The 24,191-nt window shown below is 71.6% G+C and carries 32 protein-coding genes; 3 read left to right on the plus strand and 29 right to left on the minus strand.

Annotation, left to right across the window (positions count from 1 at the left end; genetic code table 11):
* Positions 1 to 41: 41 nt before the first annotated feature.
* Positions 42 to 650, minus strand: coding sequence for a recombination mediator RecR (recR, locus tag H3H34_RS05175; RefSeq protein ID WP_194744226.1), 609 nt, complete (start codon positions 648 to 650; stop codon positions 42 to 44).
* 15 nt (positions 651 to 665) lie between these two features.
* On the opposite strand from recR, the gene fmt reads away from it, so the two are divergent.
* The 3 genes from fmt to H3H34_RS05190 all read left to right on the plus strand — a co-directional run bounded on the left by fmt (position 666) and on the right by H3H34_RS05190 (position 2,622).
* A complete protein-coding gene (gene fmt, locus H3H34_RS05180; protein ID WP_194744227.1) occupies positions 666 to 1,574 on the plus strand; it encodes a methionyl-tRNA formyltransferase in 909 nt (302 codons plus the stop codon).
* Positions 1,571 to 2,371 (plus strand): tRNA pseudouridine(38-40) synthase TruA, encoded by an 801-nt coding sequence (gene truA / locus H3H34_RS05185; RefSeq protein WP_194744228.1) that lies wholly within the window; start codon positions 1,571 to 1,573, stop codon positions 2,369 to 2,371. The genes fmt and truA overlap by 4 nt, the downstream gene beginning before the upstream one ends.
* A gap of 68 nt (positions 2,372 to 2,439) precedes the next feature.
* Positions 2,440 to 2,622: a hypothetical protein gene (locus H3H34_RS05190; RefSeq protein ID WP_207790804.1), complete on the plus strand. Its 183-nt coding sequence runs from the start codon at positions 2,440 to 2,442 to the stop codon at positions 2,620 to 2,622.
* Here H3H34_RS05190 and H3H34_RS05195 read toward each other — a convergent pair.
* The 28 genes from H3H34_RS05195 to rplN all read right to left on the minus strand — a co-directional run bounded on the left by H3H34_RS05195 (position 2,619) and on the right by rplN (position 24,191).
* On the minus strand, positions 2,619 to 3,857 hold the full coding sequence (locus H3H34_RS05195) for a pyridoxal-dependent decarboxylase, exosortase A system-associated (protein ID WP_194744230.1): 1,239 nt from the start codon (positions 3,855 to 3,857) through the stop codon (positions 2,619 to 2,621). The genes H3H34_RS05190 and H3H34_RS05195 overlap by 4 nt on opposite strands.
* Positions 3,854 to 5,353, minus strand: coding sequence for an AMP-binding protein (locus H3H34_RS05200; RefSeq protein ID WP_328831318.1), 1,500 nt, complete (start codon positions 5,351 to 5,353; stop codon positions 3,854 to 3,856). Before H3H34_RS05200 ends, H3H34_RS05195 begins: the two co-directional genes overlap by 4 nt.
* Positions 5,350 to 6,729 (minus strand): ribosome biogenesis GTPase Der, encoded by a 1,380-nt coding sequence (gene der / locus H3H34_RS05205; protein ID WP_194744231.1) that lies wholly within the window; start codon positions 6,727 to 6,729, stop codon positions 5,350 to 5,352. The genes H3H34_RS05200 and der overlap by 4 nt, the downstream gene beginning before the upstream one ends.
* 2 nt (positions 6,730 to 6,731) lie before the next feature.
* The gene (locus H3H34_RS05210) at positions 6,732 to 8,075 is read right to left on the minus strand and encodes a PQQ-like beta-propeller repeat protein (RefSeq protein ID WP_194744232.1); all 1,344 of its coding nucleotides are present in this window, start codon (positions 8,073 to 8,075) and stop codon (positions 6,732 to 6,734) included.
* Positions 8,075 to 8,848: a tetratricopeptide repeat protein gene (locus H3H34_RS05215; protein ID WP_194744233.1), complete on the minus strand. Its 774-nt coding sequence runs from the start codon at positions 8,846 to 8,848 to the stop codon at positions 8,075 to 8,077. The genes H3H34_RS05210 and H3H34_RS05215 overlap by 1 nt, the downstream gene beginning before the upstream one ends.
* A gap of 88 nt (positions 8,849 to 8,936) precedes the next feature.
* Entirely contained in the window at positions 8,937 to 9,809 is an 873-nt protein-coding gene (gene panB / locus H3H34_RS05220) for a 3-methyl-2-oxobutanoate hydroxymethyltransferase (RefSeq protein WP_194744234.1), read from the minus strand.
* A 32-nt stretch (positions 9,810 to 9,841) separates the two neighbouring features.
* Positions 9,842 to 10,060, minus strand: a complete 219-nt coding sequence (locus tag H3H34_RS05225; protein ID WP_194744235.1) for a hypothetical protein — start codon at positions 10,058 to 10,060, stop codon at positions 9,842 to 9,844.
* Positions 10,057 to 10,443 carry an arsenate reductase family protein gene (locus tag H3H34_RS05230; RefSeq protein ID WP_194744852.1) on the minus strand — a complete coding sequence of 129 codons (387 nt, stop codon included), beginning with the start codon at positions 10,441 to 10,443 and terminating at the stop codon, positions 10,057 to 10,059. Before H3H34_RS05230 ends, H3H34_RS05225 begins: the two co-directional genes overlap by 4 nt.
* Before the next feature lie 32 nt (positions 10,444 to 10,475).
* Positions 10,476 to 11,813 carry an alkyl sulfatase dimerization domain-containing protein gene (locus H3H34_RS05235; protein WP_194744236.1) on the minus strand — a complete coding sequence of 446 codons (1,338 nt, stop codon included), beginning with the start codon at positions 11,811 to 11,813 and terminating at the stop codon, positions 10,476 to 10,478.
* A gap of 62 nt (positions 11,814 to 11,875) precedes the next feature.
* The gene (guaA, locus tag H3H34_RS05240) at positions 11,876 to 13,420 is read right to left on the minus strand and encodes a glutamine-hydrolyzing GMP synthase (RefSeq protein ID WP_194744237.1); all 1,545 of its coding nucleotides are present in this window, start codon (positions 13,418 to 13,420) and stop codon (positions 11,876 to 11,878) included.
* 22 nt (positions 13,421 to 13,442) lie between these two features.
* Positions 13,443 to 13,889 (minus strand): acyl-CoA thioesterase, encoded by a 447-nt coding sequence (locus H3H34_RS05245; RefSeq protein ID WP_194744238.1) that lies wholly within the window; start codon positions 13,887 to 13,889, stop codon positions 13,443 to 13,445.
* Positions 13,886 to 15,031 (minus strand): iron-containing alcohol dehydrogenase, encoded by a 1,146-nt coding sequence (locus H3H34_RS05250; RefSeq protein WP_194751869.1) that lies wholly within the window; start codon positions 15,029 to 15,031, stop codon positions 13,886 to 13,888. Before H3H34_RS05250 ends, H3H34_RS05245 begins: the two co-directional genes overlap by 4 nt.
* A gap of 82 nt (positions 15,032 to 15,113) precedes the next feature.
* A complete protein-coding gene (gene rplQ / locus H3H34_RS05255) occupies positions 15,114 to 15,527 on the minus strand; it encodes a 50S ribosomal protein L17 (RefSeq protein WP_194744240.1) in 414 nt (137 codons plus the stop codon).
* Positions 15,528 to 15,626: 99 nt separating this feature from the next.
* On the minus strand, positions 15,627 to 16,673 hold the full coding sequence (locus H3H34_RS05260; RefSeq protein ID WP_194744853.1) for a DNA-directed RNA polymerase subunit alpha: 1,047 nt from the start codon (positions 16,671 to 16,673) through the stop codon (positions 15,627 to 15,629).
* A gap of 150 nt (positions 16,674 to 16,823) precedes the next feature.
* Entirely contained in the window at positions 16,824 to 17,213 is a 390-nt protein-coding gene (gene rpsK / locus H3H34_RS05265) for a 30S ribosomal protein S11 (RefSeq protein WP_194744241.1), read from the minus strand.
* Positions 17,213 to 17,581: a 30S ribosomal protein S13 gene (rpsM, locus tag H3H34_RS05270; protein ID WP_194744242.1), complete on the minus strand. Its 369-nt coding sequence runs from the start codon at positions 17,579 to 17,581 to the stop codon at positions 17,213 to 17,215. The genes rpsK and rpsM overlap by 1 nt, the downstream gene beginning before the upstream one ends.
* Before the next feature lie 200 nt (positions 17,582 to 17,781).
* Positions 17,782 to 18,423, minus strand: a complete 642-nt coding sequence (locus tag H3H34_RS05275; RefSeq protein ID WP_194744854.1) for an adenylate kinase — start codon at positions 18,421 to 18,423, stop codon at positions 17,782 to 17,784.
* Positions 18,424 to 18,470: 47 nt separating this feature from the next.
* Positions 18,471 to 19,829, minus strand: a complete 1,359-nt coding sequence (secY, locus tag H3H34_RS05280) for a preprotein translocase subunit SecY (protein WP_194744243.1) — start codon at positions 19,827 to 19,829, stop codon at positions 18,471 to 18,473.
* 81 nt (positions 19,830 to 19,910) lie between these two features.
* On the minus strand, positions 19,911 to 20,390 hold the full coding sequence (gene rplO / locus H3H34_RS05285; RefSeq protein ID WP_194744244.1) for a 50S ribosomal protein L15: 480 nt from the start codon (positions 20,388 to 20,390) through the stop codon (positions 19,911 to 19,913).
* 28 nt (positions 20,391 to 20,418) lie between these two features.
* The gene (gene rpmD / locus H3H34_RS05290; RefSeq protein WP_194744245.1) at positions 20,419 to 20,607 is read right to left on the minus strand and encodes a 50S ribosomal protein L30; all 189 of its coding nucleotides are present in this window, start codon (positions 20,605 to 20,607) and stop codon (positions 20,419 to 20,421) included.
* 11 nt (positions 20,608 to 20,618) lie between these two features.
* A complete protein-coding gene (gene rpsE / locus H3H34_RS05295) occupies positions 20,619 to 21,311 on the minus strand; it encodes a 30S ribosomal protein S5 (RefSeq protein ID WP_194744246.1) in 693 nt (230 codons plus the stop codon).
* Positions 21,312 to 21,313: 2 nt separating this feature from the next.
* Positions 21,314 to 21,667, minus strand: a complete 354-nt coding sequence (gene rplR / locus H3H34_RS05300) for a 50S ribosomal protein L18 (protein ID WP_194744247.1) — start codon at positions 21,665 to 21,667, stop codon at positions 21,314 to 21,316.
* Positions 21,667 to 22,200, minus strand: a complete 534-nt coding sequence (gene rplF / locus H3H34_RS05305; protein WP_194744248.1) for a 50S ribosomal protein L6 — start codon at positions 22,198 to 22,200, stop codon at positions 21,667 to 21,669. The genes rplR and rplF overlap by 1 nt, the downstream gene beginning before the upstream one ends.
* Before the next feature lie 2 nt (positions 22,201 to 22,202).
* Positions 22,203 to 22,601, minus strand: coding sequence for a 30S ribosomal protein S8 (rpsH, locus tag H3H34_RS05310; protein WP_194744249.1), 399 nt, complete (start codon positions 22,599 to 22,601; stop codon positions 22,203 to 22,205).
* A 12-nt stretch (positions 22,602 to 22,613) separates the two neighbouring features.
* Positions 22,614 to 22,919 carry a 30S ribosomal protein S14 gene (gene rpsN / locus H3H34_RS05315; RefSeq protein WP_194744250.1) on the minus strand — a complete coding sequence of 102 codons (306 nt, stop codon included), beginning with the start codon at positions 22,917 to 22,919 and terminating at the stop codon, positions 22,614 to 22,616.
* A 12-nt stretch (positions 22,920 to 22,931) separates the two neighbouring features.
* On the minus strand, positions 22,932 to 23,498 hold the full coding sequence (gene rplE, locus H3H34_RS05320; RefSeq protein WP_408033950.1) for a 50S ribosomal protein L5: 567 nt from the start codon (positions 23,496 to 23,498) through the stop codon (positions 22,932 to 22,934).
* A gap of 7 nt (positions 23,499 to 23,505) precedes the next feature.
* The gene (rplX, locus tag H3H34_RS05325; RefSeq protein WP_194744252.1) at positions 23,506 to 23,823 is read right to left on the minus strand and encodes a 50S ribosomal protein L24; all 318 of its coding nucleotides are present in this window, start codon (positions 23,821 to 23,823) and stop codon (positions 23,506 to 23,508) included.
* Positions 23,823 to 24,191: a 50S ribosomal protein L14 gene (gene rplN / locus H3H34_RS05330; protein WP_194744253.1), complete on the minus strand. Its 369-nt coding sequence runs from the start codon at positions 24,189 to 24,191 to the stop codon at positions 23,823 to 23,825. The genes rplX and rplN overlap by 1 nt, the downstream gene beginning before the upstream one ends.

The following is a 24,191-nucleotide window of genomic DNA, read 5'->3' on the forward strand; positions in this document are numbered from 1 at the left end:
CGGCAATCTAGGCGCGCGCGGGAGCGGTGAAAAGCCCCGCCTCAGAGCGGCCGGCGCAGCCGGAGCGCCTGGGCAAGCGTCCCTTCATCCAGGTGGTCGAGCTCGCCGCCGACCGGCACGCCATGGGCGAGCTGGCTCACCCTGACCGGATAGCCTTGGAGCCGGGCTGCGACATGGTGGGCAGTCGTCTGCCCTTCGAGCGTGGCGGCAAGCGCGAGCACCACCTCGGAGACGCCGTCGAGCCGGGCGAGGAGCGGCGCGATCGCGAGATCCTCGGGGCCGACGCCGTCGAGCGCGGAGAGCAGCCCGCCAAGCACATGAAAGCGGCCGGGGAAGAGGCGCGCGCGCTCGAGCGCCCACAGGTCGGCAACGTCGGCCACGACGCACAGGAGCGCCGGGTCGCGCTTCGGGTCGGTGCAGATGCGGCAGGGGGTCGTCACGTCGAGGTTGCCGCAGACGGGGCAGCGGGCGAGCGCCGCATCCACCCGGGCCAGCGCCTCGACAAGGGGGGCGAGGAGCCGTTCGCGGTGCTTCAGAAGGTGGAGCAGCGCGCGGCGCGCCGACCGCGGCCCGAGGCCCGGCAGGCGCGCAAGCAGCGCCTGGGCCACCTCAAGCGCATCGGCAGCAGGCTTCGCGGGCTCGGCTCCCATTGCTAGGGCCCTGCCATGCGCCTCGCCTTCATGGGAACCCCCGAATTCGCCGTGCCGGCGCTCGATGCGCTCGTCGAGGCCGGCCACGAGGTCCGCGCCGTCTACACCCAGCCGCCGCGCCCCGGGAACCGGGGCCGGATCACGCCGTCGCCGGTGCATCGGCGGGCGGAGGCGCTCGGCCTTCCCGTCCGCACGCCCGAGCGGCTGCGGAGCCGGGACGAGGCCGAGGCCTTCGCCGCGCTCGACCTCGACGCCGCGGTTGTCGCCGCCTACGGCCTCCTCCTGCCGCGCACCATTCTCGAGGCGCCCCGCCACGGCTGCTTCAACATCCACGCCTCGCTCCTGCCGCGCTGGCGCGGGGCGGCACCCATCCAGCGCGCCATCATGGCCGGCGACGCCGAGACGGGCGTGACCATCATGCGGATGGAGCCCGGCCTCGACACCGGCCCCATGCTCCTCAAGGCCGCGACACCCGTCGACGGCAAGACGGCCGGCGCGCTGGCCGCCGAGCTCGCCGCCATGGGCGCACGGCTGATGGTGGACGCGCTTGCCCGCCTGGGCGAGATCGAGCCCGAGCCGCAGGACGCGGCGCGCGCCACCTACGCGCCCAAGATCGACAAGGCCGAGGCACGGATCGACTGGCACCGCGACGCCGAGGCGCTCGAGCGGCTGGTCCGGGCGATGGAGCCGTCGCCGGGCGCCTGGTTCGAGGCAGGCGGCGAGCGCGTCAAGCTGCGCGCAGCGGAAGCGGAGACCGGCACGGCTGCCGCAGGACCTCCCGGACGCGTTGACGATACGGGCCGGGTGACCTGCGGTGCGGGGGTGCTCCGCCTCCTCACGGTGCAGCCGGCAGGCCGTGCCGCCATGTCGGCGGAGGCTTGGCTGCGCGGGGCGCGCCTCGGCCCCGATCCGCGCCTCGCATGACGCGCTTCCGGCTCACCCTGGAGTGGGACGGCAGGGGCTTCATGGGCTGGCAGCGCCAGGCCCATGGCCCGTCGGTCCAGAAGGCGCTCGAGACCGCGCTCCACGAGGTGACGGGCGAGGCCGCCACCTTCCACGCCGCCGGGCGAACCGACGCCGGCGTCCATGCGCTGGCCATGCCGGCCCATGTCGATGTCGCGCGGGCGATCACCCCCTTCCGGCTGATGGAGGCGCTGAACGCGCGCCTGCGGGCCCAGGGCGCGCTGGTGGCGGTGCTCGCCTGCGAGGTGGCGCCGCCCGGCTTCCATGCGCGCTTCTCCTGCATCGGCCGCGCCTATGTCTACCGGCTGGTGATGCGGCGGGCTCCGCTCACGCTCGAGGCGGGGCGCGCGTGGCGGGTGCCGCGGTCGCTCGACCTCGACTCGATGCGCGCCGCTGCGGCGTTGCTGGTCGGCCGGCACGACTTCACGACCTTCCGTTCGGTCCACTGCCAGGCCAGCTCGCCGGTCAGGACACTCGACCGGCTCGACGTCGTTGCAACCGACGCCGAGCGGCTGGAGGTGCGGACAGCGGCGCGCTCCTTCCTCCACCACCAGGTCCGCTCCATGGTGGGCGCCCTCGTGCTGGTCGGGCTCGGCCGATGGAGCGTGGCCCGGGTGGGCGAGGCCCTGGCCGCGCGGGACCGCAGCGCGCTCGGGCTCAACGCGCCGCCAGACGGCCTGCATTTCGCTGGCGCCCGCTACCCGGACCTGTCGGAAGATTTTACAGTTGCCGCAGCCGCGTTCGGCACAGCGCGTTGACCTGAAACTGTTTTCGGTTTTGGCATGGTTCTTGCATATAAACCGCGCTAGGGGGAACAGCGACAGGCGTGGACACCAGCATGCGCGAGACCAGAGGCCCGAGCGGACGCACCGCGCTCCTCGTCTGGCTGGTCGGCCTCGCGCTCGGCGTGGCCGCCGGAGTGGGCACCGCCAAGCTCCTGCTCCCTGCCCGCGACGGCGGCGTGCTGCCCGAGGGCCAGTCGATCAGGGACAGGCTCTTCGGCGACTAGCCGCCGTCGACGAGCCGCTCCCGGGCGGGCGGGTGGCCGAGGAAGGCCTCCGGGCTCGCCGTCCGCCCATAGGCGCCGGCCATGAAGACCGCGATGAGGTCGCCCACCTCGGTCGCTGACAGCTCGACCTTCTCGGCCAACCGGTCGAGCGGCGTGCACAGGCAGCCGACGACGGTCGCGACTTCCGGCGCACCGCCGGCACGCGAGGCGTTCGCGATCGGGTAGTTGCGCCGCACGCCTGCGCCGAGGTTGCCAGTGGCGGCCAGCTGGTGGTGCATGCCGCCGTCGGTCACGAGGAAGAGGGTGCCTGCAGACATCTTCCGGTCGACGACTCGGGCGAGATAGACTCCGGCTTCGGCCACGAGATAGCGGCCGAGTTCGATTGCAAAGACGGTCTCGGCAAGTGCAGGTGGCGTACGGGCGAGGGTGCGGCGCAGCGCGTCTCCGACGGCCGCCAGGTCGAGCGGCCGGTCGGCAGGAAAGTAAGGCACGCCAAAGCCGCCGCCGAGGTTCAGGAACCGCACCCGCCCCGCCACGTGCGGCGCCAAGGCGGCGGCGAGGGCAACTGTCGCCGCCTGGGCTTCGGCGATCGCCCGCGCATCGAGGTTCTGCGACCCTGCGAAGACGTGGAGGCCAAGGACGTCGAACGCAGGGTCAGCCATCGAGGCCAGCACGGCGGGCGCGTCGACTGCATCGACGCCGAAGGGGCGCGCGCCCCCGCCCATCCGCATGCCGCTGCCGCGCAGCTCGAACGGCGGGTTGACGCGAAGCAGCACCCGCGCCCGCCGCCCCAGCGACCTGGCAATCGCCAGCGCGCGGGCCGCCTCGCCGGCGGATTCGATCGAGAGCACGGCACCTGCCCGGATGGCAGCCTCGAGCTCACGGTCGCGCTTGCCGGGCCCGGCGAACCCCACCCGCTCGGCCGGCATGCCAGCGGCAAGGGCCGCGGCAAGCTCGCCCTCGGAGGCCACGTCGAAGCCATCGACGAGGGGCGCGATCGCCCGCAGCAGCGCAGGCATGGGGTTGGCCTTGACGGCGTAGTGCAGGCGAACCCCGGCCGGCAGGGCCGCGCGCACGGCCGTGATCCGCTGGCGGACAAGTGCCATGTCGTAGAGGAAGAGCGGCGTGTCCCCGGCGTCTGTCACCCAGGCCTCGGCCGGCCGGCCGGCCACGAGGAGCCGGCCTTCGGCGTCGCGCCCGAAGCCCGGCGGGATACGGGCGTCGAGACCGGTCATGCCCCGTGGTCCGCGCGGAGCCGAACGCGGTCGATCTTGCCGTTGGGCGAGAGCGGGAAGGCCGGCAGCAGGCGGATGTCGGAAGGGGCGAGATGCGCTGGCGCCTCGCGGCGGAAATGCGCCGCAAGCCGGGCGCGGACGGCTTCGTCTGAGAGCCCTTCGGCGGGCACCGCCAGCAGGCGGATGCGCATGCCGGCCTCGGCATCGGGAATGCCAAGCGCCATCGCGGCGCTGACCGCCCCGCTCGCCATCGCCAGCTCCTCCACTTCGGTCGGCGAGACGCGCATCCCCATCGTCTTGATCATCTCGTCTTGGCGGCCGACGAAGCGCAGGAGCCCGCCCGCCTCGCGGACGACGGTGTCGCCCGACCACACCGCCATGCCGCCGTAGCGGGAGGCCGCAGGCGCGGGGCGGAAGCGTTCGGCCGTCCGCTCCGGGTCGCCCCAGTAGCCGCGGGTGACGAGCGGCCCGCAGTGGACGAGCTCTCCCGGCTCGCCGTCTTCCGCGACGCTGCCATCGGGGCGCACGACGAGCACCTCGGCATCGGGGATGGCGCGACCGATGCTCCAGGGGTGGCTGTCCACCAGCTCGGGCGGCAGCGTCGTCGAGCGGAAGGCTTCGGTGAGCCCGTACATGAGGTGGAGCCGCGCGGCAGGGAAGCGCCGGCGTAGCGCGCGCACCGTCGGCTCGGGCATCCGCCCGCCGCTCGCCGAGAGGGTGGCAAGGCGGGTCTCCGGCCAGTCGAGCGCGGCAAGCTGCACCCAGAGCGGCGGCACGGCAGCCAGCTGGGTGGCACCATGGCGGACGGCAGCGGCCACCACGTCGCGCGGGGCGAGATAGTCGAGGAGGATGACCGAGGCGCCGGCGAGGAAGGCGGTGCTCAGCTGGGAGAAGCCGAAGTCGAAGGAGAGGGGGAGCACGGCGAGCACGCGGTCCTCAGGCGAGGTCCCGAGGTAGGAGGCGACGCTCCGTGCGCCCACGAGGAGGTTGGCGTGGGTCACCATCACGCCCTTGGGCCGGCCGGTCGAGCCGGAGGTGTAGAAGAGGAGCGCAAGCGCGTCGCCGCCGGGTGCCTGCGGAGCCGGCGGCGTACCGGGCGCGGGCTCCGGCCAGCCCGCCTCGAGGGTCAGCACCGGGCACGGCGGCTCCCCGCCGAGGAGCGCAGCCCGCGGCGCGTGGGTGAGGAGGAGGCGCGCGCCCGAGTCGGCGAGGATGTGGGCAAGCTGCGGGCCCTTCAGAAGCGGGTTCACCGGCACGCCGATGCCGCCGGCCCGCGAGATGGCAAACAGGGCCACGACCGCCTCGGGGAGCTTGGGCAGGAACAGGGCAACCCGGTCTCCCGGGGCGATGCGCGCGGCGAGCGCCGCGGCCAGCGCCTCCACCTTCTGCCGGAGCTCAGCATAGGTCATGCCGCCGCCGCGCCAGTGGAGGGCGGTCGCCTCCGCCGGCGGGCGGTCGAGCAGCTGGTCGAAACGCTCTGGCAGAGGCCCAGTCACGGGTCGTAGGGGTTGCGGCTGCTGCGGAACGTCATGCGGATGGGCACGCCGGCGAGGTCGAAGTCGGCCCGCAGCGCATTCTCAAGATGGCGCCGGTAGCTGCCCGGGAGCAGGTCGAGCCGGTTCCCGAAGAGGACGAATCCCGGCGGCCGGGTGCGGGCCTGCGTGATGTAGCGCAGGCGGATGCGTCGGCCGCCCGGTGCGGGCGGCGGCGTGCGGGCGATGGTCGCCTCGAACCAGCGGTTGAGCCGCGAGGTGGGGATTCTCTGGCTCCAGCGGGTGCGGGCGGCGAAGGCCGCCCGGACGAGCGCGTCGAGCCCCTTGCCGGTCAGCCCCGAGACGGCGAGGAGCGGCACGTCCTTCACCTGCGACAGGCCCTCGGCAAGCGCCGCGCGCACCCCGTTGAAGAGCCGGCTCTGGTCCTCGGCAATGTCCCACTTGTTGAGCGCGACGAGAAGCGCCCGCCCCTCCTCAACGACGCGGGCGGCGATGCGGAGGTCCTGGGCCTCGAGCCCGCGGGTGGAGTCGAGCAGGAGCACGACGACCTCGGCAAAGTCGACGGCGCGGTCCGCATCCTCAAGGGCAAGCCGCTCCAGCCGGTCGTCCACCTTGGCACGGCGGCGCTGGCCGGCGGTGTCGATGAGGTGGACGGGCCGGCCCTCGAAGCTCCAGGGGATGCGGATGCTGTCGCGGGTGATCCCGGCCTCCGGGCCGGTCAGCAGCCGCTCCTCGCCGAGCAGGCGATTGATGAGGGTGGACTTGCCCGCATTCGGCCGGCCGACGATGGCAAGCCGGAGCGGTGCCGCCTCGGGGTCGGCGGGCGCATCCGGCCGCGGCGCCTCGGCTGGAGGCGGAAGGTAGGGGGCCACGGCCGCGAACAGGTCGGCAAGGCCCTCGCCGTGCTCGGCAGAGATGGCGACCGGCTCACCGAGGCCGAGCTCGAAAGCCTCGGCGAGTCCCGCCTCGGCCGCCCTCCCCTCGGCCTTGTTGGCGACGAGCACCACCGGCACGCGCGCCTCGGCCCGAAGCCAGCGCGCGAAGTGGCGATCCCCCTCCGTCAGGCCCGCGCGGGCGTCGACCACGAAGAGGGCGACGTCGGCATCTGCCAGCGCCGCGGCAGACTGCGCCCGCATCCGCCCCTCGAGGCTCTCGACCTCGGCTTCCTCGAGCCCGGCGGTATCGACCACGGTCACGACGAGGTCGAACAGCCGGCCTTCGGCCTCCCGACGGTCGCGGGTGACCCCCGGGCGATCGTCGACCAGCGCCAGCCGGCGGCCGACGAGCCGGTTGAAAAGGGTGGACTTGCCCACGTTGGGCCGGCCGAGGATGACCAGCTTCGGCAGACGCCGCCCGGGTGCGGGAGCCGCGCCGGGCATGGCTAGCGGAAGGCCTGGACGCGGCCGTCGTCCGTCAGGACATAGAGGATCATGTTGGCGACGACCGGCGGCAGATAGGCAGGCGCTCCCAGCCTGCGCTCGGCGACCTGGCGGCCATCGGCCGGGTCGAGTTCGACCATGCGGCCCTGCGAGGAGACGAGGAGGAGCCGGTCTCCGGCGAGGATCGGGCCGGCCCATTCGATGGCGCCGCTGCGCTTCTTCGGCTTCTCGAACCTGGCAAGCTGCGTCACCCAGCGGATCTTGCCGTCACCCCGGGTGAGCGCCACGACCTGCGCTTCGGTGGTGACGACGAACACGAACTCGCCGGCAACCGCCGGCGTGGAGACTCCGGCAAAGCTCCGTTCCCACACGCGCTGGCCGGTGGCGAGCTCGATCGCGACCATCCGCCCGCCGTGGCCGATGGCGAAGACGCGGCCACGGTCGATGACCGGCGAGGCGACGATTGCCGAGAGCGCCCCGAGCGCGGTGGTGCGCCCGGTGCGGGCAAGCTGATCCTGCCACACGGTCCGGCCGTTCTCGACCCGGAGCGCAAACAGCTCGCCCGACGAGAAGCCGGCCACCACCGTGCCGAGATCGACAGCCGGCGCGCCGGGGCCGAGGATGGCAGCGGGCTCGAGCGTTGCCGTCACCTGCCAGAGCTGCTCGCCCGTGGTGGCAGAGAGCACGGTCAGGCGGTTGTCGTGGGTCATCACCAGCACCCGCCCCTCGGCGATCGTGGGTGCACCCCTGAGCGGCGTGCCGATCGCGACACGCCACAGCTCGGCGCCCGTCGCCGCATCAAGTGCGACCGCCTCGCCGGTCCCGAGGGTCGCGAAGACGCGGTCGCCCTCGAGACTCACGCCCCCGCCGAAGGCAGGGCGGGCAGCCTGGCGGCGCGCGGAGACCAGCCGCCGTTCCCAGAGCAGGGCCCCGGTGTCGGCAACGAAGGCGCGGACGAGGCCTTCGGTGTCGATCGTCACCATCCGGTTGGCGAGGATGACGGGGGTGGCATTGAGGCGCCGCGTCGCATCCGAGCCGCGGCCGATCGAAACCCGGAACAGGGGCGTGGCGGCCGGACCCAGGGCGACACGGCCCATGGCCTTGGAGGCCGACCCGCCCGCCTGGCTCCAGGCCGGGTTGACCTGCGCCGGCGGCAGCACGACCTCGAGGTCGCGCAGCTCCGGCTCCGCCTCGACCGATCGCTCGAAGTCGAGCACGGAGATGCGCTCCCCGATGGTCTGGCTGGCCGGCGGGGCCTTGCGGAACAGGCCGCGCCGCTCGCCGCGAGCGCAGCCCGCCAGCACGAGCGCCGCCATGACGAGGACAAGGAGAGGCCGCACGGCCATCATTCGCCGGCCTTCTCGGCGGAGGCCGGGCTCCCTTGTCGGGCATCGGCCCGCGCTGCCGGGGCGAGGTCGTCCGCCAGCGCACTCGTGTCCTCGCCCAGCATGGCGGCCATCTGCTCGGCCCGGGCGCGCTGGGTCTCGGGAGCTTCCGCCGTGCGGGCGAGCCGCAGGAAGAGTGCTGCCGCCTCGGCCTCGCGGCCGGCCCTGAGATGCGCGGCTGCCGCGATCTCGGCCACCGCCGGGAACCAGGGGCTGTCGCCCTCGAGCCACGGCCGCGCACGCGCGAGGATGTCCTCGGGCGGTAGCGAATCCGCCTGCAGCCGCAAGGCCTTCACCGTCGCGAGATCTCGCAGGGGCTGGGCGACCGACGCATCGGCCGCTACCGCCTGAAGGAGGCCGATGGCCTTCTCCGGTTCGCTGCGCAGGGCGGCAAGCCCGGCCTCGGCAACGGCGGCAAGCGCCCGCTGGCCCGGGCTTCCGGCCGCACGCACCTCGGCGAGCGGGGCATCGGCGGCCGCGCTGTTCCCCGCCTCGATGGCGCGAAAGGCCGAGACCAGCTTCTCGGTTACGGCCTCCCGGCTGCGCGCGGTTTGCTCGCGCCAGAAGAGGACGCCAGCAAGCGCCACCAGCCCCACCCCCACGGCAAGCAGGAGCCAGCGCCCCCAGTCGCGCAGGAACTTCTGGAAGACGTCGCGGCGATATTCCTCGTCGACCTCGCGCAGAAAGGGATCATCGTCGGCGCGGGCCGCAGGGGGCAGGGGCGTTTCGGCCAATGTCTCTTTCCTGTCGCGGTCCGACCGGCCTCCTAGACCGCACGGCGTGCGAAGCGCAATGTGCCTTGCCCGGACATGAACTGGCCGCTCAGGGCTTCGGCCGGTAGATTTCCGCCTCGGCGGGGAAGCTGCGCGACCGGACGGCAGCGGCATAGGCTGCCGCCGCGGCGTCGATGCGTTCGGCCAGACTGTCGAAGCGCCGCACGAAGCGCGGCACCCGCTCGAACATGCCGAGCATGTCGTCGATGACCAGCACCTGCCCATCGCAGGCGGCAGACGCACCGATGCCGATGACGGGGCAGGCAACCGCTCCTTGGATCTCGCGCGCAAGCGGCTCCACCACCCCTTCCACCACCAGAGCGAAGGCGCCCGCCGCAGCAATGGCGCGGGCGTCCCCCAGGATCTTCGCGGCTTCCGCCTCGCTGCGCCCGCGCGCGCCATAGCCGCCGAGCGCGTTGACCGCCTGCGGGGTGAGCCCGACGTGGCCGACAACCGGGATGCCGCGTGCGACGAGAAAGCGGACGGTGGGGGCAAGCACCTCGCCCCCCTCGAGTTTCACGGCAGCCGCCCCCGTCTCGCGCAGCACGCGGGCGGCCGTCGCGAAGGCCTGCTCGGGCGAGGCCTCGTAGGTGCCGAAGGGCAGGTCGACCACGACGACGGCGCGGTAGCTTCCGCGCACCACTGCCGCGCCATGGGCGATCATCATCTCGAGCGTCACCCGGACCGTGGTGTCGAGCCCGTAGATGACCTGCCCGAGGCTGTCGCCGACGAGGAGCATGTCGCAGTGCCGGTCGAGGAGCTGGGCCATGCGCGCGGTATAGGCCGTCAGCATCACGACGGGCTCGGCCGTCTGACCCGCCACCTTGCGCGCGGCGATCGCCGGTACGGTCAGGCGACGCACCGGCTCGGGCACCGGGTGGGCGCGCGAAGTTGCGGTATCGAGCGTGTAGGTGGTGGACATGCGCGCTCCTTGCGGCCGCGCGGCCGAGAGCGTCAATCCGGCGACCGCTCCTGCCGCCGCCGTTCGCGCGCGGCGGCCTGCGCGCGGTCCTCCTCGGCCTCTTCGGCCGTGGTGGTCGCCGCGTCCCAGCCGGTCTCGACGACGGTGCCCACCGCCTTCCCCGTCGTCTTGACGACCCCGGTCGCAGCGCGGCCGACGAGGCACCCGGCGAGAAGCGGCGCAAGAAGCAGGAGGAAGAGCGCCGGCCTCATGCGGCGAGGGGGCTCCCGTCTTCCTTGCGGAAGTCGACCGGAGGCGGGCGGTCGAGCAGCGGCAGCACCGCTTCCGACGGCCGGCAGAGCCGCACCCCTTTCGGCGAACAGACGATGGGCCGGTTGACGAGCACGGGGTGCGCCACCATGGCGGCGAGCAGCGTCTCGTCGTCGGCTTCGGCGAGGCCCTCGGCTTCGGGGACGTTGGCCCGGAGCGCTGCCCGCGGCGTGAGGCCGGCCGCGGCAAAGAGGCCGAGGAGCTGCGGCCGGGTCCAGCCCTCCTTCAGATACTCGATGACGACCGGCTCCACGCCGCTTGCGCGGATGATGGCGAGCACGTTGCGCGAGGTGCCGCACGCCGGGTTGTGGTGGATGACGATCATCGCCCGGCCCCTAGCGCGGGCCGCGCGCCGCGTCACGCCTCCGCGCCTCGCCCACCCCCTTCCGCGACCCCAGGCGCCTGGCCCTCGCCGGCCCGCACCTTCGACTCGTTGGCCGCTGCGCCGAAGATGCCCTTGGCCATGAGCGACGTCTCGGCATCGCGCCGGGCCTGGTAGACGGCCGCGCGGATGGCGTGGACATGGCCATCCTCCGGTGCGGCAGCGGCGGCAAAATCGACGAGGTGGCAGGCGAGGCGCAGGTCCGAGGACAGGAGGGCTGCGGCCCGCTCGGCCAGCCGCCGTGGGCCGCCGGCGAGCGCCGCCAGCTCGCCTGCCAGCGCGCGCACCGGCGCAGGCTTGAGATTCGCCGGCTCGCCATCCCACCAGCCGCCGTAGAGCCGCCAGATGTTGCGCACCACGAACTCGGGGTCGTCGTAGACGGGGGCGAGCCACGGCTTCTCGAGGAGCGCGGGATCGACCTTCACGGCATGGAGAATGTCGTCGAGCCGCGCACCCGCGTTCATCATGTCGAGCGTCTGCCGGACGAGCGATTCGAGCGCGCCCGCCACCTCGAGGAGCACCCGGCGGATGCGCGCCGCACCCGCGATGGGAAGGCCATGGGCCGGCAGGAAGAGCTCGGCCCCCATGCCGGCCATCTCCCGGAGCGCCGCTGCCCATTCCCGCGGGTAGCGCTGCGCTTTCTGCGGGTTGCCGGCGTTGGGGAAGGCCCAGATGAAGAAGTCGCCGGCGCAGATCGCCCGGTGGGCCGGGATCCACGCCCAGCTGTGGTCGTCGGTCTCGCCCTTCGCGTGGCGCAGCTCGACGGCAAGCCCGCCGACCTCGAGGGCAAGACGGTCGCGGTAGAGCGTGTCGGGCTCGGGCGTGGTCTCCGGCAGGAATCGCGCCGCCCCGGCAAGGTCGTAGCCGCGCCTGCGGAACTGCCCGAACTGGCGCGCGTTGATGGCGTGGTTCCAGCCGTCGGTCAGCCGGTAGCGGGCGAAGCGCGCCGGCACATTCTCGTGTGCGACCACGCGCGGCCAGCGCGCCCCGCGCGCCTCGGCATCGGCAAGGAAGGCCCCGGCACCGCCCACGTGATCGATGTGGCCGTGGGTGAAGACGAGGGTCGCGAAGGGGTCCTCTCTCCAGCCGCGCACGGCCTCCACCACGCGCGCCCCGCCCCATTCGTTCGAGGTGTCGAAGACGAGGAGCCCCTCGTCGGTTGCGAACAGGATCGCGTGGCTGAAGGCCTCGACCATCGCGATGCCGTCGGCGAGCTCCGAAAGCTCGTGGGTGATCCGGTTGAGCGGCCCCGCCGCGCCGAGGGCCACCTCGCCGTCAATCACCCGGCGCGAGAGTTCCAGAAGATCCGCCACCGCGCCTCCCCGATCTGCCTTGCGCATGCGCCTTCTAGCGGGCCGGCGCAAGCTTGCCGCACTTACTCCCACTCGATGGTGCCGGGCGGCTTCGATGTGATGTCGTAGACCACCCGGTTGATGCCCCTGACCTCGTTCACGATCCGCGTGGCGACCGCGGAGAGGAACTCGGGCGCGAAGGGGTAGACATCGGCCGTCATCCCGTCGACCGAGGTGACCGCCCTCAGCGCCAGCGCCCGGTCGTAGGTGCGGCCGTCGCCCATCACGCCGACCGAGCGCACCGGAAGCAGCACGGCAAAGGCCTGCCAGATGGCGTCATAGAGGCCGGCATTCCGGATCTCCTCGATGAAGATGGAATCGGCCTCGCGCAGCAGGTCGCAGTCGGCGCGCGTGACCTCGCCCGGGATTCGTATCGCAAGGCCGGGGCCGGGGAAGGGGTGGCGGCCGACGAAGGCCTCCGGCAGCCCCAGCTCGCGGCCCAGCGCCCGCACCTCGTCCTTGAAGAGCTCGCGCAGCGGCTCGACGAGCTTCAGCTTCATCCGCTCGGGAAGGCCGCCCACATTGTGGTGGCTCTTGATGGTGACCGAAGGCCCGCCGTGGGCGGAGACGCTCTCGATGACATCCGGGTAGAGCGTGCCCTGGGCGAGGAACTCGGCCCCTCCGAGCTTTCCCGCCTCCTCCTCGAAGACGTCGATGAAGGTGGCGCCGATCGCCTTGCGCTTGTCCTCGGGGTCGGTCTTGCCGACAAGCGCGGCGAGGAAGCGGTCGGAGGCCTCCACCGCCACCAGCGGGATGTTGTAGTGGTTCCGGAACAGCTCGACGACTTCGGCCGCCTCCCCTTTCCGCATGAGCCCGTGGTCGACGAAGACGCAGGCGAGCTGGCTGCCGATGGCCTCGTGGATAAGGACGGCGGCTACCGCCGAGTCGACCCCGCCCGAAAGCCCGCAGATCACCCGCCCCTCCCCCACCTGGGCGCGGATGGCCTCGACCTTGGCGGCGCGGAAACCCGCCATGGTCCAGTCGCCAGCCGCGCCGCAGATGGTGCGGACGAAGCGGGCGATCAGGCGCGCGCCGTCGGGCGTGTGCACCACCTCGGGGTGGAACTGCGTGCCGTAGTACCGGCGCTCCTCGTCGGCGACGAGCGCGAACGGCGCCCCTTCCGAGCGGGCCAGCACGCGGAATCCCTCGGGCAGGGCGGTGACCCGGTCGCCGTGGCTCATCCACACCTGGTGGCGCGTGCCCGGTGCCCACAGGCCCTCGAGGAGGGCCGAGGTCTCGACAACCTCGACATGGGCGCGGCCGAACTCGCGGGCGTGGCCCTGCTCCACCCGGCCGCCGAGGGCGGCGACAAGAGCCTGCTGGCCGTAGCAGATGCCGAGCACGGGCAGGCCGGCGCGAAGAAGGGCAGGATCGAGCGCGGGCGCCTCGGCCTCGGTCACGCTGGCAGGTCCGCCGGAGAGGATGATGCCCCGGGGCGCAAGGCGCCGCAGCCCTTCCGCCGCCTTCGCGAACGGCACGATCTCGCAGTAGACCCGCGCCTCGCGTACACGGCGGGCGATGAGCTGGGTCAGCTGGCTGCCGAAGTCGACGATGAGGATGGAGTCCATCGCGCGGGCCTAGCGGGCCGGCTCAGCCGGCGGAAGGGGCCAGGCTCCCGAGGGCCGCGCGCCATGGTGCCGGAAGTGGCACAGGCCGCCGGGTCGCGCGGTCGACGTAGACATGGACGAAATGGCCCTCGGCCGCAGCGTCGGATGCGCCTTCGGCGAACAGCCCGACATGCCAGGTGACGGACGAGGTTCCGAGCCGCGCCACGGCGATGCCGGCCTCGACCATCTGCGGAAAGGCGAGGCTGGCCGCATAGCGGCAGCCGGTCTCGACGACGAGCCCGATGATGGCACCGGCGTGGATGTCGAGGAGGCCGGCCTCGACGAGCCAGGCGTTCACCGCCGTGTCGAACCAGGCGTAGTGGACCACGTTGTTGACGTGGCCGTAGACGTCGTTGTCGGCCCAGCGGGTCGGGATTTGGCGCCAGGCCCGGTAGTGCGCCCGGGGCCGAAGCGGGGCACGGGCGCTCACAGCGCGGCTTCGTAGAGGCGCCGCGCGTCCGCCTCTTCGATCGGCACGGGGTTGTTGACGAGCAGCCGCTGCTGCTTCTGGCTCTCCGCCGCGAGCAGCGGAAGGTCGGCTGCCGTCACCCCTACGTCGCGCAGGCGAAGCGGAAGGCCGGTGGCGGCACACAGGTCGGCAAGCCGGTCGATGAAGGCCCGCGCCCGCTGCATCGCGCCGGCAGCGGGATGGCCGGGGGCGAGACAGTCGAGCAGCTCGGCATAGAGCGGGGCCGCGGCGACGAGATTGTGGCCGAGCACGGGCGCCAGCATGAGCGCGTTGGAATGGCCGTGGGGCACATGAAAATGCCCGCCGAGCGGGTAGGCAAGGGCGTGCACGCCGCCCACGGGCGCGTTCGCGAAGGCCACGCCAGCAAGGTGGCTGCCCAGCAGCATGGCCGCGCGGGCCTCGAGGTCGTCGGGCGCGTCGCAGGCACGCAGCAGGTTTGCGGCCAGCAGCCGCAGCGTCTCGCGCGCCAGCGCGTCGGAGAGCGGGTTCTTGAGCCGCGCGGACGTGAAGGCCTCGATCGCGTGGACCATGGCGTCGATGCCCGTGGCCGCTGTGACGTGCCGCGGCAGGCCGAGCGTCAGCGTGGCGTCGAGGAAGGCAGCGTCGGCGAGCAGATGGGGCGAGACCACTCCGCGCTTTTCCGTCTCCCCCACCGTGATGATCGCGATGCCGGTTGCCTCCGAGCCGGTGCCGGCGGTGGTTGGCACGAGGAGGAGCGGCAGCCGCGGGCCTTTCGCCTGGTCCACGCCCCAGGCGCCTTCGAGTGGCTCGCCCGAACCAAGGAGGAGCGCGGCGAGCTTGGCGACATCCATCGGGCTTCCGCCCCCGAAGCCGACCACCGAGACGACTCCGCCTGCCCGGCCCGCGGCAACGGCCGCGAGCACCGTTGCCTCCGGCGGGTCTGCCTCGACGTCAGCGAAGACGACGGGGTCATGGCCCGCCTTGCGCAGGCCTGCGAGGGCCGGGCGGGCAAGGCCGAGGCCGAGGAGCTGTCCATCCGTCACGAACAGGACCGGCCCGGGCGGAAGGTGCGCCGCGAGGCTCTCGGCCACGCCCGGCCCCGCCACCACCTCGGGACCGTAGCGGAAGCGCAAGCCGCGCATGGGCTACTCCTGTGGCGCGCGCCCGCCCCAGGTCAAGCCATCGTTGCGCGGTCGCAGCCGAGGGCGCACCCGCCCCGGCGCCTCAGGCCGCCTCTTCCGCGGTCTCGCGGGGCCCCGAGTCCTGTCCGCGTGCAGCAGGGTCGCGGTCGACGAACTCGATCACCGCCATCGGCGCCTGGTCGGAGGCGCGGAAGCCGGCCTTGAGCACCCGCGTATAGCCGCCCGGCCGGTCGGCGTAGCGGGGCGCAAGCACGTCGAACAGCTTGCGAAGCTGCACATCGTCGCCGAGCCGCGCGTGAGCGAGACGCCGGTTCGAGAGGCCCCCGCGCTTGGCGAGCGTCACCAGCTTCTCGGTGTAGGGCCGAAGCTCCTTCGCCTTGGCGAGCGTCGTCACGATCTGCTCGTGCTTGATGAGCGCGGCCGCCATGTTGCGCAGCATGGCGGTGCGGTGGGCGGTGGTGCGCCCGAGCTTCCGGTGGGCGAGGCGATGACGCATCTCTTCTCTCCGTTCGTCGCGGAGGCCGCGCCCAGGGGCGGGTACCTCCGGCCACGCCCCGCTTGCCCCCGGAGCGCACTGGGGTTGGCCTCGGCGGCCCTAGAACTCCTGCTCGAGCTTCTTCGCCAGTTCCTCGATGTTCTCCGGCGGCCAGCCCGGGATTTCCATGCCGAGCCGAAGGCCCATGGACTGGAGCACTTCCTTGATCTCGTTCAAGGACTTGCGGCCGAAGTTGGGGGTGCGCAGCATCTCCGGCTCGGTTTTCTGGACGAGGTCGCCGATGTAGATGATGTTGTCGTTCTTGAGGCAGTTGGCCGAGCGCACCGAAAGCTCGAGCTCGTCCACCTTCTTGAGGAGATTGCGGTTCAGGAGGATGCTCGTGGGCTCCTCTGCCGGCACGCCGGGCGCCACGGGAACCGGCGCCGTCCTGACCGCCGGCTCCTCGAAGTTCACGAAGAGCTGGAGCTGGTCCTGAAGGATTCGCGCCGCGTAGCCGACCGCGTCATCCGGGGTTACCGACCCGTCGGTCTCCACCGTCAGCGTCAGCTTGTCGTAGTCGAGCTCCTGGCCGACCCGGGTGTTCTCCACCTTGTAGGCCACCTGCCGGACCGGCGAGAAGATCGCGTCAACCGGAATGAGGCCGATGGGCGCGTCCGCCGGGCGGTTGGCGGCCGCCGGCACATAGCCCTTCCCCGTCTGGACCGTGAGCTCCATGTTGAAGGTCGCGCCCTCGTCGAGCGTGCAGATGACGAGATCGGGGTTGGCGATCTCGATGTCGCCCGAGGTCGCGATCTGCCCCGCGGTGACGGGGCCCGGGCCGGTCGCCGCGAGCGACAGGCGCTTGGGCTGGTCACCCTGCATCTTGACGACGATCTGCTTCACGTTGAGGACGATGTCGGTCACGTCCTCGCGCACGCCGGGAAGCGAGGAGAATTCGTGCAGCGCACCGTCGATGCGGATTGCCGTGACCGCCGCGCCCTGGAGGCTCGAGAGCAGCACCCGCCGGAGCGCATTGCCCAGCGTGAGCCCGAAGCCGCGCTCGAGCGGCTCGGCCACGAAGGCCTTGCGATTGGGGGAGCCGACCTGACGCACGTCGAGGCCAAGCGGCTTCTTGAGTTCCTGCCAGTTCTTCGCGAAAGCTGCCACCACGCCCGTCTCGCCTTTCCTGCTTCTCCGTCCTGCTGCCTGCCCCGTCCTGCTGCCTGCGCCGTCCTGCCGCGCCGACGTGCGCACGCTCTGGCGGGGCCGATCGCCTTGCCATCCGCGCCAGCCGGGCCCCGGCCGGCCGGGCGGCGGTCAGACCCGCCGCCGCTTGGGCGGCCGGACGCCGTTGTGGGGGATGGCGGTCACGTCGCGGATCGACGTGATCTGAAAACCCACGGCCTGCAGCGCGCGCAGCGCCGACTCCCGGCCCGAGCCCGGCCCCTTCACCTCCACTTCAAGGGTGCGCACGCCATGCTCGGCTGCCTTCTTCCCCGCATCCTCGGCCGCCACCTGGGCGGCATAGGGGGTGGACTTGCGGCTGCCCTTGAACCCCATGGTCCCGGCCGACGACCAGGCGATGGTGTTGCCCTGCGCGTCGGTGATGGTGATCATGGTGTTGTTGAAGCTGGCGTTGACGTGCGCCACGCCAGAGGTGATGTTCTTGCGCTCGCGGCGCTTCAGGCGCTGGGGTTCGCGTGCCATCACTTCTTCTTCCCGGCGATCGGCTTGGCCTTGCCCTTGCGGGTGCGCGCGTTGGTGTGGGTGCGCTGGCCGCGCACCGGAAGCCCCTTGCGATGCCGAAGGCCCCGGTAGCTGGCGAGATCCATGAGCCGCTTGATGTTCATGGCCACCTCGCGGCGGAGGTCACCCTCCACGAGATAGTCGCGGTCGATCGTTTCGCGGATGGCCAGCACCTCGGCGTCGGTCAGATCCTGGACCCGCCGCTCGGGAGGAATGTCGAGCTTGGCGGTGATCTCCTTCGCCTTGGTGCGGCCGATCCCGTGAATGTAGGTGAGCGCGATCTCCACGCGCTTGTTGGTGGGGATGTTGACCCCGGCGATCCGTGCCACAGACTGCTCCTGCTCCACGAGGGCCCTGGGCGAGGCACCTCATCTCACTGCGTCGCCCGACTCCCGGGCCGGACGCGCCGCGCAGCGGAACGAATCCGCGAGGGGCGCCGACAGGAGCGGGAATCAGGACGCGTGCGCCTAGGAAGCCCACGCCTCCCTGTCAAGCCGGAAAAACCCAGGCCGTCGCGCTGACCGGTTCGTCAGGCCGGAAGCAGGGCGGCAATCTCCCGCTCCACCTCCTCGATCGGCGCCATGCCGTCAACCCGCGCCACGAGCCCGCGCGCCTCGTAGACGGGAAGGATGGGCGCGGTCTTGGCGCGATACTCGGCCATCCGCGTCCGGACCGTCTCCTCGGTGTCGTCGGGGCGGCGACGGAATTCGGTGCTGCCGCACACGTCGCACACGCCCTCCACACGCGGCCGCTTGTTGCGGTCATGGTAGCCCGCGCCGCAGCGGGCGCAGGAGAAGCGGCCGGTGATCCGGTCGACGAGCGCGTCCTCGTCGACCGCGAGCTCGATCACGCGGTCGAGGTGGCGGCCGTGGGCGGTGAGCAGCGCATCAAGGCTCTCGGCCTGGGCCAGGGTGCGCGGGTAGCCGTCGAAGATGATGCCGGTTGCGCACGGCGTCTTCGCAAGCGCCTCGTCGATGAGGCCGGAGACGATCGAGTCGGGCACGAGCTCGCCCCGCTCCATGATGGCGCGCGCCTCGCACCCGACCGGCGTTCCGGCCTTGACAGCCGCGCGCAGCATGTCGCCGGTCGAGAGCTGCACCATGCCGCGCGTCTCGATGAGCCGCTGCGCCTGGGTGCCCTTGCCTGCGCCGGGAGGGCCGAGGAGGATGATGACGGGACCGGCGGATGCGCGATCGCAGGACGGTGTCGCGGCACCCGTCACCGGCCGCGTCCCCGGAGCTTCGCCTTGCGGATGAGCCCCTCGTACTGGTGGGCAAGAAGATGCCCCTGGATCTGGGCGACCGTGTCCATGGTGACGTTGACGACGATGAGAAGCGAGGTGCCGCCGAAGTAGAAGGGGATCGCGAGCTGGGAGATGAGCAACTCGGGAAGAAGGCAGATGAAGGTGAGGTAGATGGCGCCCACCGCCGTGATGCGCGTAAGCACATAGTCGAGATATTCTGCCGTCTTCTGCCCCGGGCGAATGCCGGGGATGAAGCCGCCATATTTCTTCAGATTGTCGGCCGTCTCCTCGGGGTTGAAGACAACGGCAGTGTAGAAGAAGGCAAAGAAGATGATGCCCGCCGCATAGAGCGCCATGTAGAGCGGCGCGCCGTGCTGGAGGGCGGTTGTGACGGTGAGGAGGATGTCGCCGCCGGCGCCCGTCGCGCCCTCGCCGGCGAACTGCGCCACCGTGAGCGGCATGAGCAGCAGCGAGGAGGCGAAGATCGGCGGGATAACGCCCGGCGTGTTGAGCTTCAGCGGCAGGTGGGACTTGTCCCCCTGGAACATCCGGTTGCCCACCTGGCGCTTCGGATACTGGATGAGAATCCGGCGCTGGGCGCGCTCGACGAAGCAGATGAAGGCGATGACGGCGAGCGCACCGACGATGACGAGGAGCAGGAAGCCCACCGAGATGGCCCCGGTGCGCGCCTGCTCGAACAGGCCGCCGAGCGCCACGGGAAGCTGGGCGACGATCCCCGCCATGATGATGAGCGAGATGCCGTTGCCGATGCCGCGGCTGGTGATCTGCTCGCCGAGCCACATGAGGAAGAGCGTGCCGCCAAGCAGCGAGATGATCGTCGAGATGCGGAAGAACCAGCCCGGATCGATGACCGCGGAAACGCCGGAGGAAGCGCCCCAGCCCTCGAGGCCGACGGCGATGCCGTAGCCCTGGAAGATGGTGAGGATGACGGTGCCGAAGCGGGTGTACTGGTTGAGCTTCTTGCGGCCGGCCTCGCCTTCCTTCTTGAGCGCCTTCCACGGCTCGTGAATCGAGCTCATCAGCTGCACCACGATGGACGCGGTGATGTAGGGCATGATGCCGAGCGCAATGATCGACATGCGCTCGAGCGCGCCGCCGGAGAACATGTTGAAGAAGTCGAGCACGCCGCCGGCGGTGCGGTTGAACAGCTGGTCGAGCGCGACCGGGTCGATCCCCGGCAGCGGCACGAAGGAGCAGAGCCGGAAGACCACGAGCGCACCGAGCGTGAACCAGATGCGCTTCTTGAGATCCGTCGCCTTCGAGAAGTTGGCGAAGCTCAGATTCTGGGCGAGCGTGTCGGCAGCCGTTGCCATTCCCTAGGTCCTTGCCGTGCGCCGCGCGTCCCGGCCCCGGATTGCCAGCGATGTAGGCACCGGGCGCCCCCCTGAAAAGCCTCAGCCCTCGGCGCTGTCGCGGGCGCGCGTCTCGGTCACCGTGCCGCCCGCCTTCTCGACTGCCGCCCTGGCCGCGGCGCTGGCGCCGGCAACCGTCAGGTCGAGCCGCGCCCGGAGCTCGCCGCGCGCCAGCAGACGCACGCCGTCGCGCACGTGGGTCACGATGCCCGCAGCCTTGAGCACCTCGGCATCGACCGTCTGGCCCTCGGCGAGCCGGCCGGCATCAACCGCCGCCTGCAGCGTGCCGAGGTTGACGATGGCGTAGGAGGGGCGGTTCGGCGCGTTGAAGCCGCGCTTGGGCAGCCGCATGTGGAGCGGCATCTGCCCGCCCTCGAAGCCCTTGATGGCCACGCCCGAGCGGCTCTTCTGGCCCTTCTGGCCGCGCCCGGCGGTCTTGCCGAGCCCCGAGCCGATCCCGCGGCCGACGCGCGTGCGACGCTTCCGGGCGCCCGGATTGTCGCGCAGTTCGTTGAGCTTCATCGCCTGTCCTTCCTCGTGGCCGCGCGCCTCAGCCCTCGACCGGCTCGACGCGCACCATGTGCTTCACCTTCGCGATCATCCCGCGCACTTCCGGCGTGTCGGGCAGTTCGCGCGTCCGGTGCATCTTGTTGAGGCCGAGCCCGATGAGCGTCGCCCGCTGGTCCTTGGTGCGGCGGATGGGGGAGCCCACCTGCGTCACCTTGAGCTTCTGTGCCATCGCGTGTCTCCTCAGGCCACCTGCGCGCCCGCCTCGGCCTCGGCCTCCTTGGGCGCGATGTCGCCGCGGCGGGCGAGGAGCTCGGCCACCTTCTTGCCGCGCCGCTGGGCGACCGACTTGGGGCTCGCCTGTTCGGTGAGCGCCGCGAAGGTCGCCCGCACCATATTGTAGGGGTTGTTGGTGCCGACCGACTTCGCGACGACGTCGGCCACCCCGAGCGATTCGAAGACGGCCCGCATCGGCCCGCCGGCGATGATCCCGGTCCCCTGCGTCGCCGAGCGGACATAGACCTTGCCGGCGCCGAAGTGGCCGAAGCCGTCGTGGTGAAGCGTGCGGCCCTCGCGCAGGGGGATGCGCACCATCCCCTTCTTGGCGGCCGCCGTTGCCTTGGAGATGGCCTCCGGCACCTCGCGCGCCTTGCCGTGGCCGAAGCCCACCCGGCCCTTGCCGTCGCCCACCACCACCAGCGCCGCAAAGCCGAAGCGCTTGCCGCCCTTCACGGTCTTCGAGACACGGTTGATGTGGACCAGCTTCTCGATGAGCTCCTGGCCGTCGTCGGCAAGCGCGGGCTCTCGGCCCCGGCGCCGGTCGCCGCGGTCGCCCCGCTCGCCGCCCCGGCCGCCACGGCCGCGGCCGCGCCGCTCGCCCCGGTCGGGCGCGACCTCGCCCGCCTCGGCGCCTTCGGGAAGGATGTCGTCTGCCATCGTCAGAACTCCAGTCCGCCCTCGCGGGCGGCTTCGGCCAGGGCCTTGACCCGGCCATGGAACAGGAACCCGCCGCGGTCGAACACGACCGCGGTCACACCGGCCGCCTTCGCCCGCTCGGCGAGCGTGCGGCCGACCGCCGCCGCCGCCGCCACCGTCGCGCCGCTCCCCTCGAAGCCCTTCTCGAGGCTCGAGGCCGCTGCGACCGTATGGCCCCGGCTGTCATCGATCACCTGCGCATAGATGTGCCGGCCCGAGCGATGGACCGAGAGCCGCGGCCGGCCGCCGGACTTGGCACGCAGCGCCGTCCGCACCCGCCGCCGGCGCCGCTCGAAGAGGGAGAGGTGCTGGCCCATTACTTCTTCTTCCCTTCCTTCCGGAAGATGAACTCGCCCCGATACTTGATGCCCTTGCCCTTGTAGGGCTCGGGCTTGCGCCAGCGGCGGATCTCGGCCGCGACCTGGCCGACCTTCTGCCGGTCCGCGCCCGAGATCTCGATCGTCGTCTGGTCGGGCGTCCGGGCCGTCACCCCCTCGGGCAGCGCATACTCGACGTCGTGGCTGTAGCCGAGCTGCAGCTTCAGCGTCGAGCCCTGCGCGGAGGCGCGATAGCCCACGCCCGAGATCTCGAGCACCTTGGTGAAGCCCTGGGAGACGCCCGTCACCAGGTTCGAGACGAGGGTCCGCTGCATGCCCCAGAAGGCGCGCGCGCGCTTGCCGTCGTTGGCGGGCGTCACGCGGATCTCATTGCCCTCCACCTCGTAGCGGATCTCGTCGGCAAGCCGCATGGCGAGCTCGCCCTTCGGGCCCTTCGCGCGGAGCTCGCCGCCATCGATGGCGACCGTGACACCCGCGGGAATGGGAACCGGCTTCTTTCCGATGCGCGACATGGTCAGAACACCTGGCAGAGAACTTCGCCGCCGACCTTCTCGACCCGCGCTTCCGCGTCGGAGAGAACGCCCTTGGGCGTGGAGACGATGGTGATCCCGAGGCCGTTCTTCACCCGGGGCAGGTCCTTCACGCCCGAGTAGACGCGCCGGCCCGGCTTCGAGACCCGCTTCAGCTCGCGGATGGCGGGCTGGCCCTCGAAATACTTGAGCTCGATTCGCACCGTCGGCGGGCTGCCGGGCCGCTCCTCGCGCGTCCAGCCGCGGATGTAGCCCTCGCGCTGGAGCACCTCGAGCACGCTGATGCGCAGCCGCGACGCCGGCGAGACCACGCTGTCCTTGCGCGCCGCCTGGCCGTTGCGAATGCGGGTGAGCATGTCGCCCAGGGGGTCGGTCATGTTCATGGAAGCCCGTCCTTACCAGCTTGCCTTGGTGACGCCGGGGATAAGCCCCTTGTTGGCCAGCTCCCTGAGCTGCACCCGGCACAGCCTGAACTTGCGATAGTAGGCGCGGGGCCGCCCCGTGAGCTCGCAGCGGTTCCTGACACGGGTCGGGTTCGCATTGCGCGGAAGCTCGGCGAGCTTCAGCCGCGCCAGCAGCCGCTCCTCCTCGGGCCGGCTCTCGTCATCGGCCACCGCCTTCAGCCGCGCGAACTTGGCGGCATAGCGCTTGACCAGCATCTTGCGCCGCTCGTTCTTGTTGATGGAACTCAGCTTCGCCATCGTCCGCTCTCCTCAGGCCGCCTCGCGCGCCGGCGTTTCGCCGATGAAGGGCATGCCGAACGCGGCAAGGAGCGCGCGCGCCTCGGCATCGGTCCGGGCCGTCGTCGTGAAGATGATGTCCATACCCCGGATCCGGTCAATCTTGTCGTAGGAAATCTCCGGGAACACCAGCTGCTCCTTGAGCCCCATGGCGTAGTTGCCGCGGCCGTCGAAGCTCTTCGGGTTCACGCCCCGGAAGTCCTTCACCCGCGGCAGCGCGATCGTGATCAGCCGGTCAAGGAACTCGTACATGCGGTCGCGCCGCAGGGTCACCTTGCAGCCGATCGGCATGCCCTCGCGCAGCTTGAACGAGGCCACCGACTTCTTCGCACGCGTGATGACCGGCTTCTGGCCGGCGATCGCCATCATCTCGGCGGCCGCCACCTCCACCTTCTTGCGGTCCTGCGTGGCCTCGCCCACCCCCATGTTGAGGGTGATCTTCTCCAGCCGCGGCACCGCCAGGCGGTTCTTGTAGCCGAACTGCGCGATGAGCGCAGGGACCACCCGCTCCTCGTAGAGCCGCTGCATCCGCGGCTTCATCCGTTCCTCAGCCATCGATCACCTCGCCCGAGCCCTTGAGGACCCTGACCTTCCTGCCATCGCGCACGGCAAAGCCGACCCGCGCGGGCTTCCCCGTCTTGGGGTCTTTGAGCGCCACGTTCGACACGTGGATGGGCGCCTCGAAGCGCTTCAGGCCCCCTTGCGGATCGGCCTGGGTCGGCCGCTGGTGGCGCGTCACCATGTTGACGCCCGAGACCACCACCCGCCCCTCCTTCGGGAGCGCGCGGATGACCTCGCCTTCCCGGCCCTTGTCGCGGCCGGCAATCACGATCACGCGGTCGCCCTTCCTGATCTTCGCGGCCATCAGAGCACCTCCGGCGCCAGGCTGATGATCTTCATGTGGCCCGAGGCCCGAAGCTCGCGCACGACGGGCCCGAAGATCCGGGTGCCGATCGGCTCCTGGTTCTTGTTGATGAGGACGGCTGCGTTCGAGTCGAAGCGGATGACCGAGCCGTCGGGCCGGCGGATGTCCTTCGCCGTGCGCACGACGACGGCGCGGTGCACGTCGCCCTTCTTCACCCGCCCCTTGGGCTGCGCCTCCTTGACCGAGACGACGATCACGTCGCCCACGCCGGCCGTGCGGCGCTTGGACCCGCCCAGCACCTTGATGCACATCACCTGCTTCGCGCCCGAGTTGTCGGCAACATCGAGCCTGGTCTGCATCTGGATCAT

Source organism: Thermaurantiacus tibetensis, assembly GCF_015354055.1.
GTDB lineage: Bacteria > Pseudomonadota > Alphaproteobacteria > Sphingomonadales > Sphingomonadaceae > Thermaurantiacus > Thermaurantiacus tibetensis.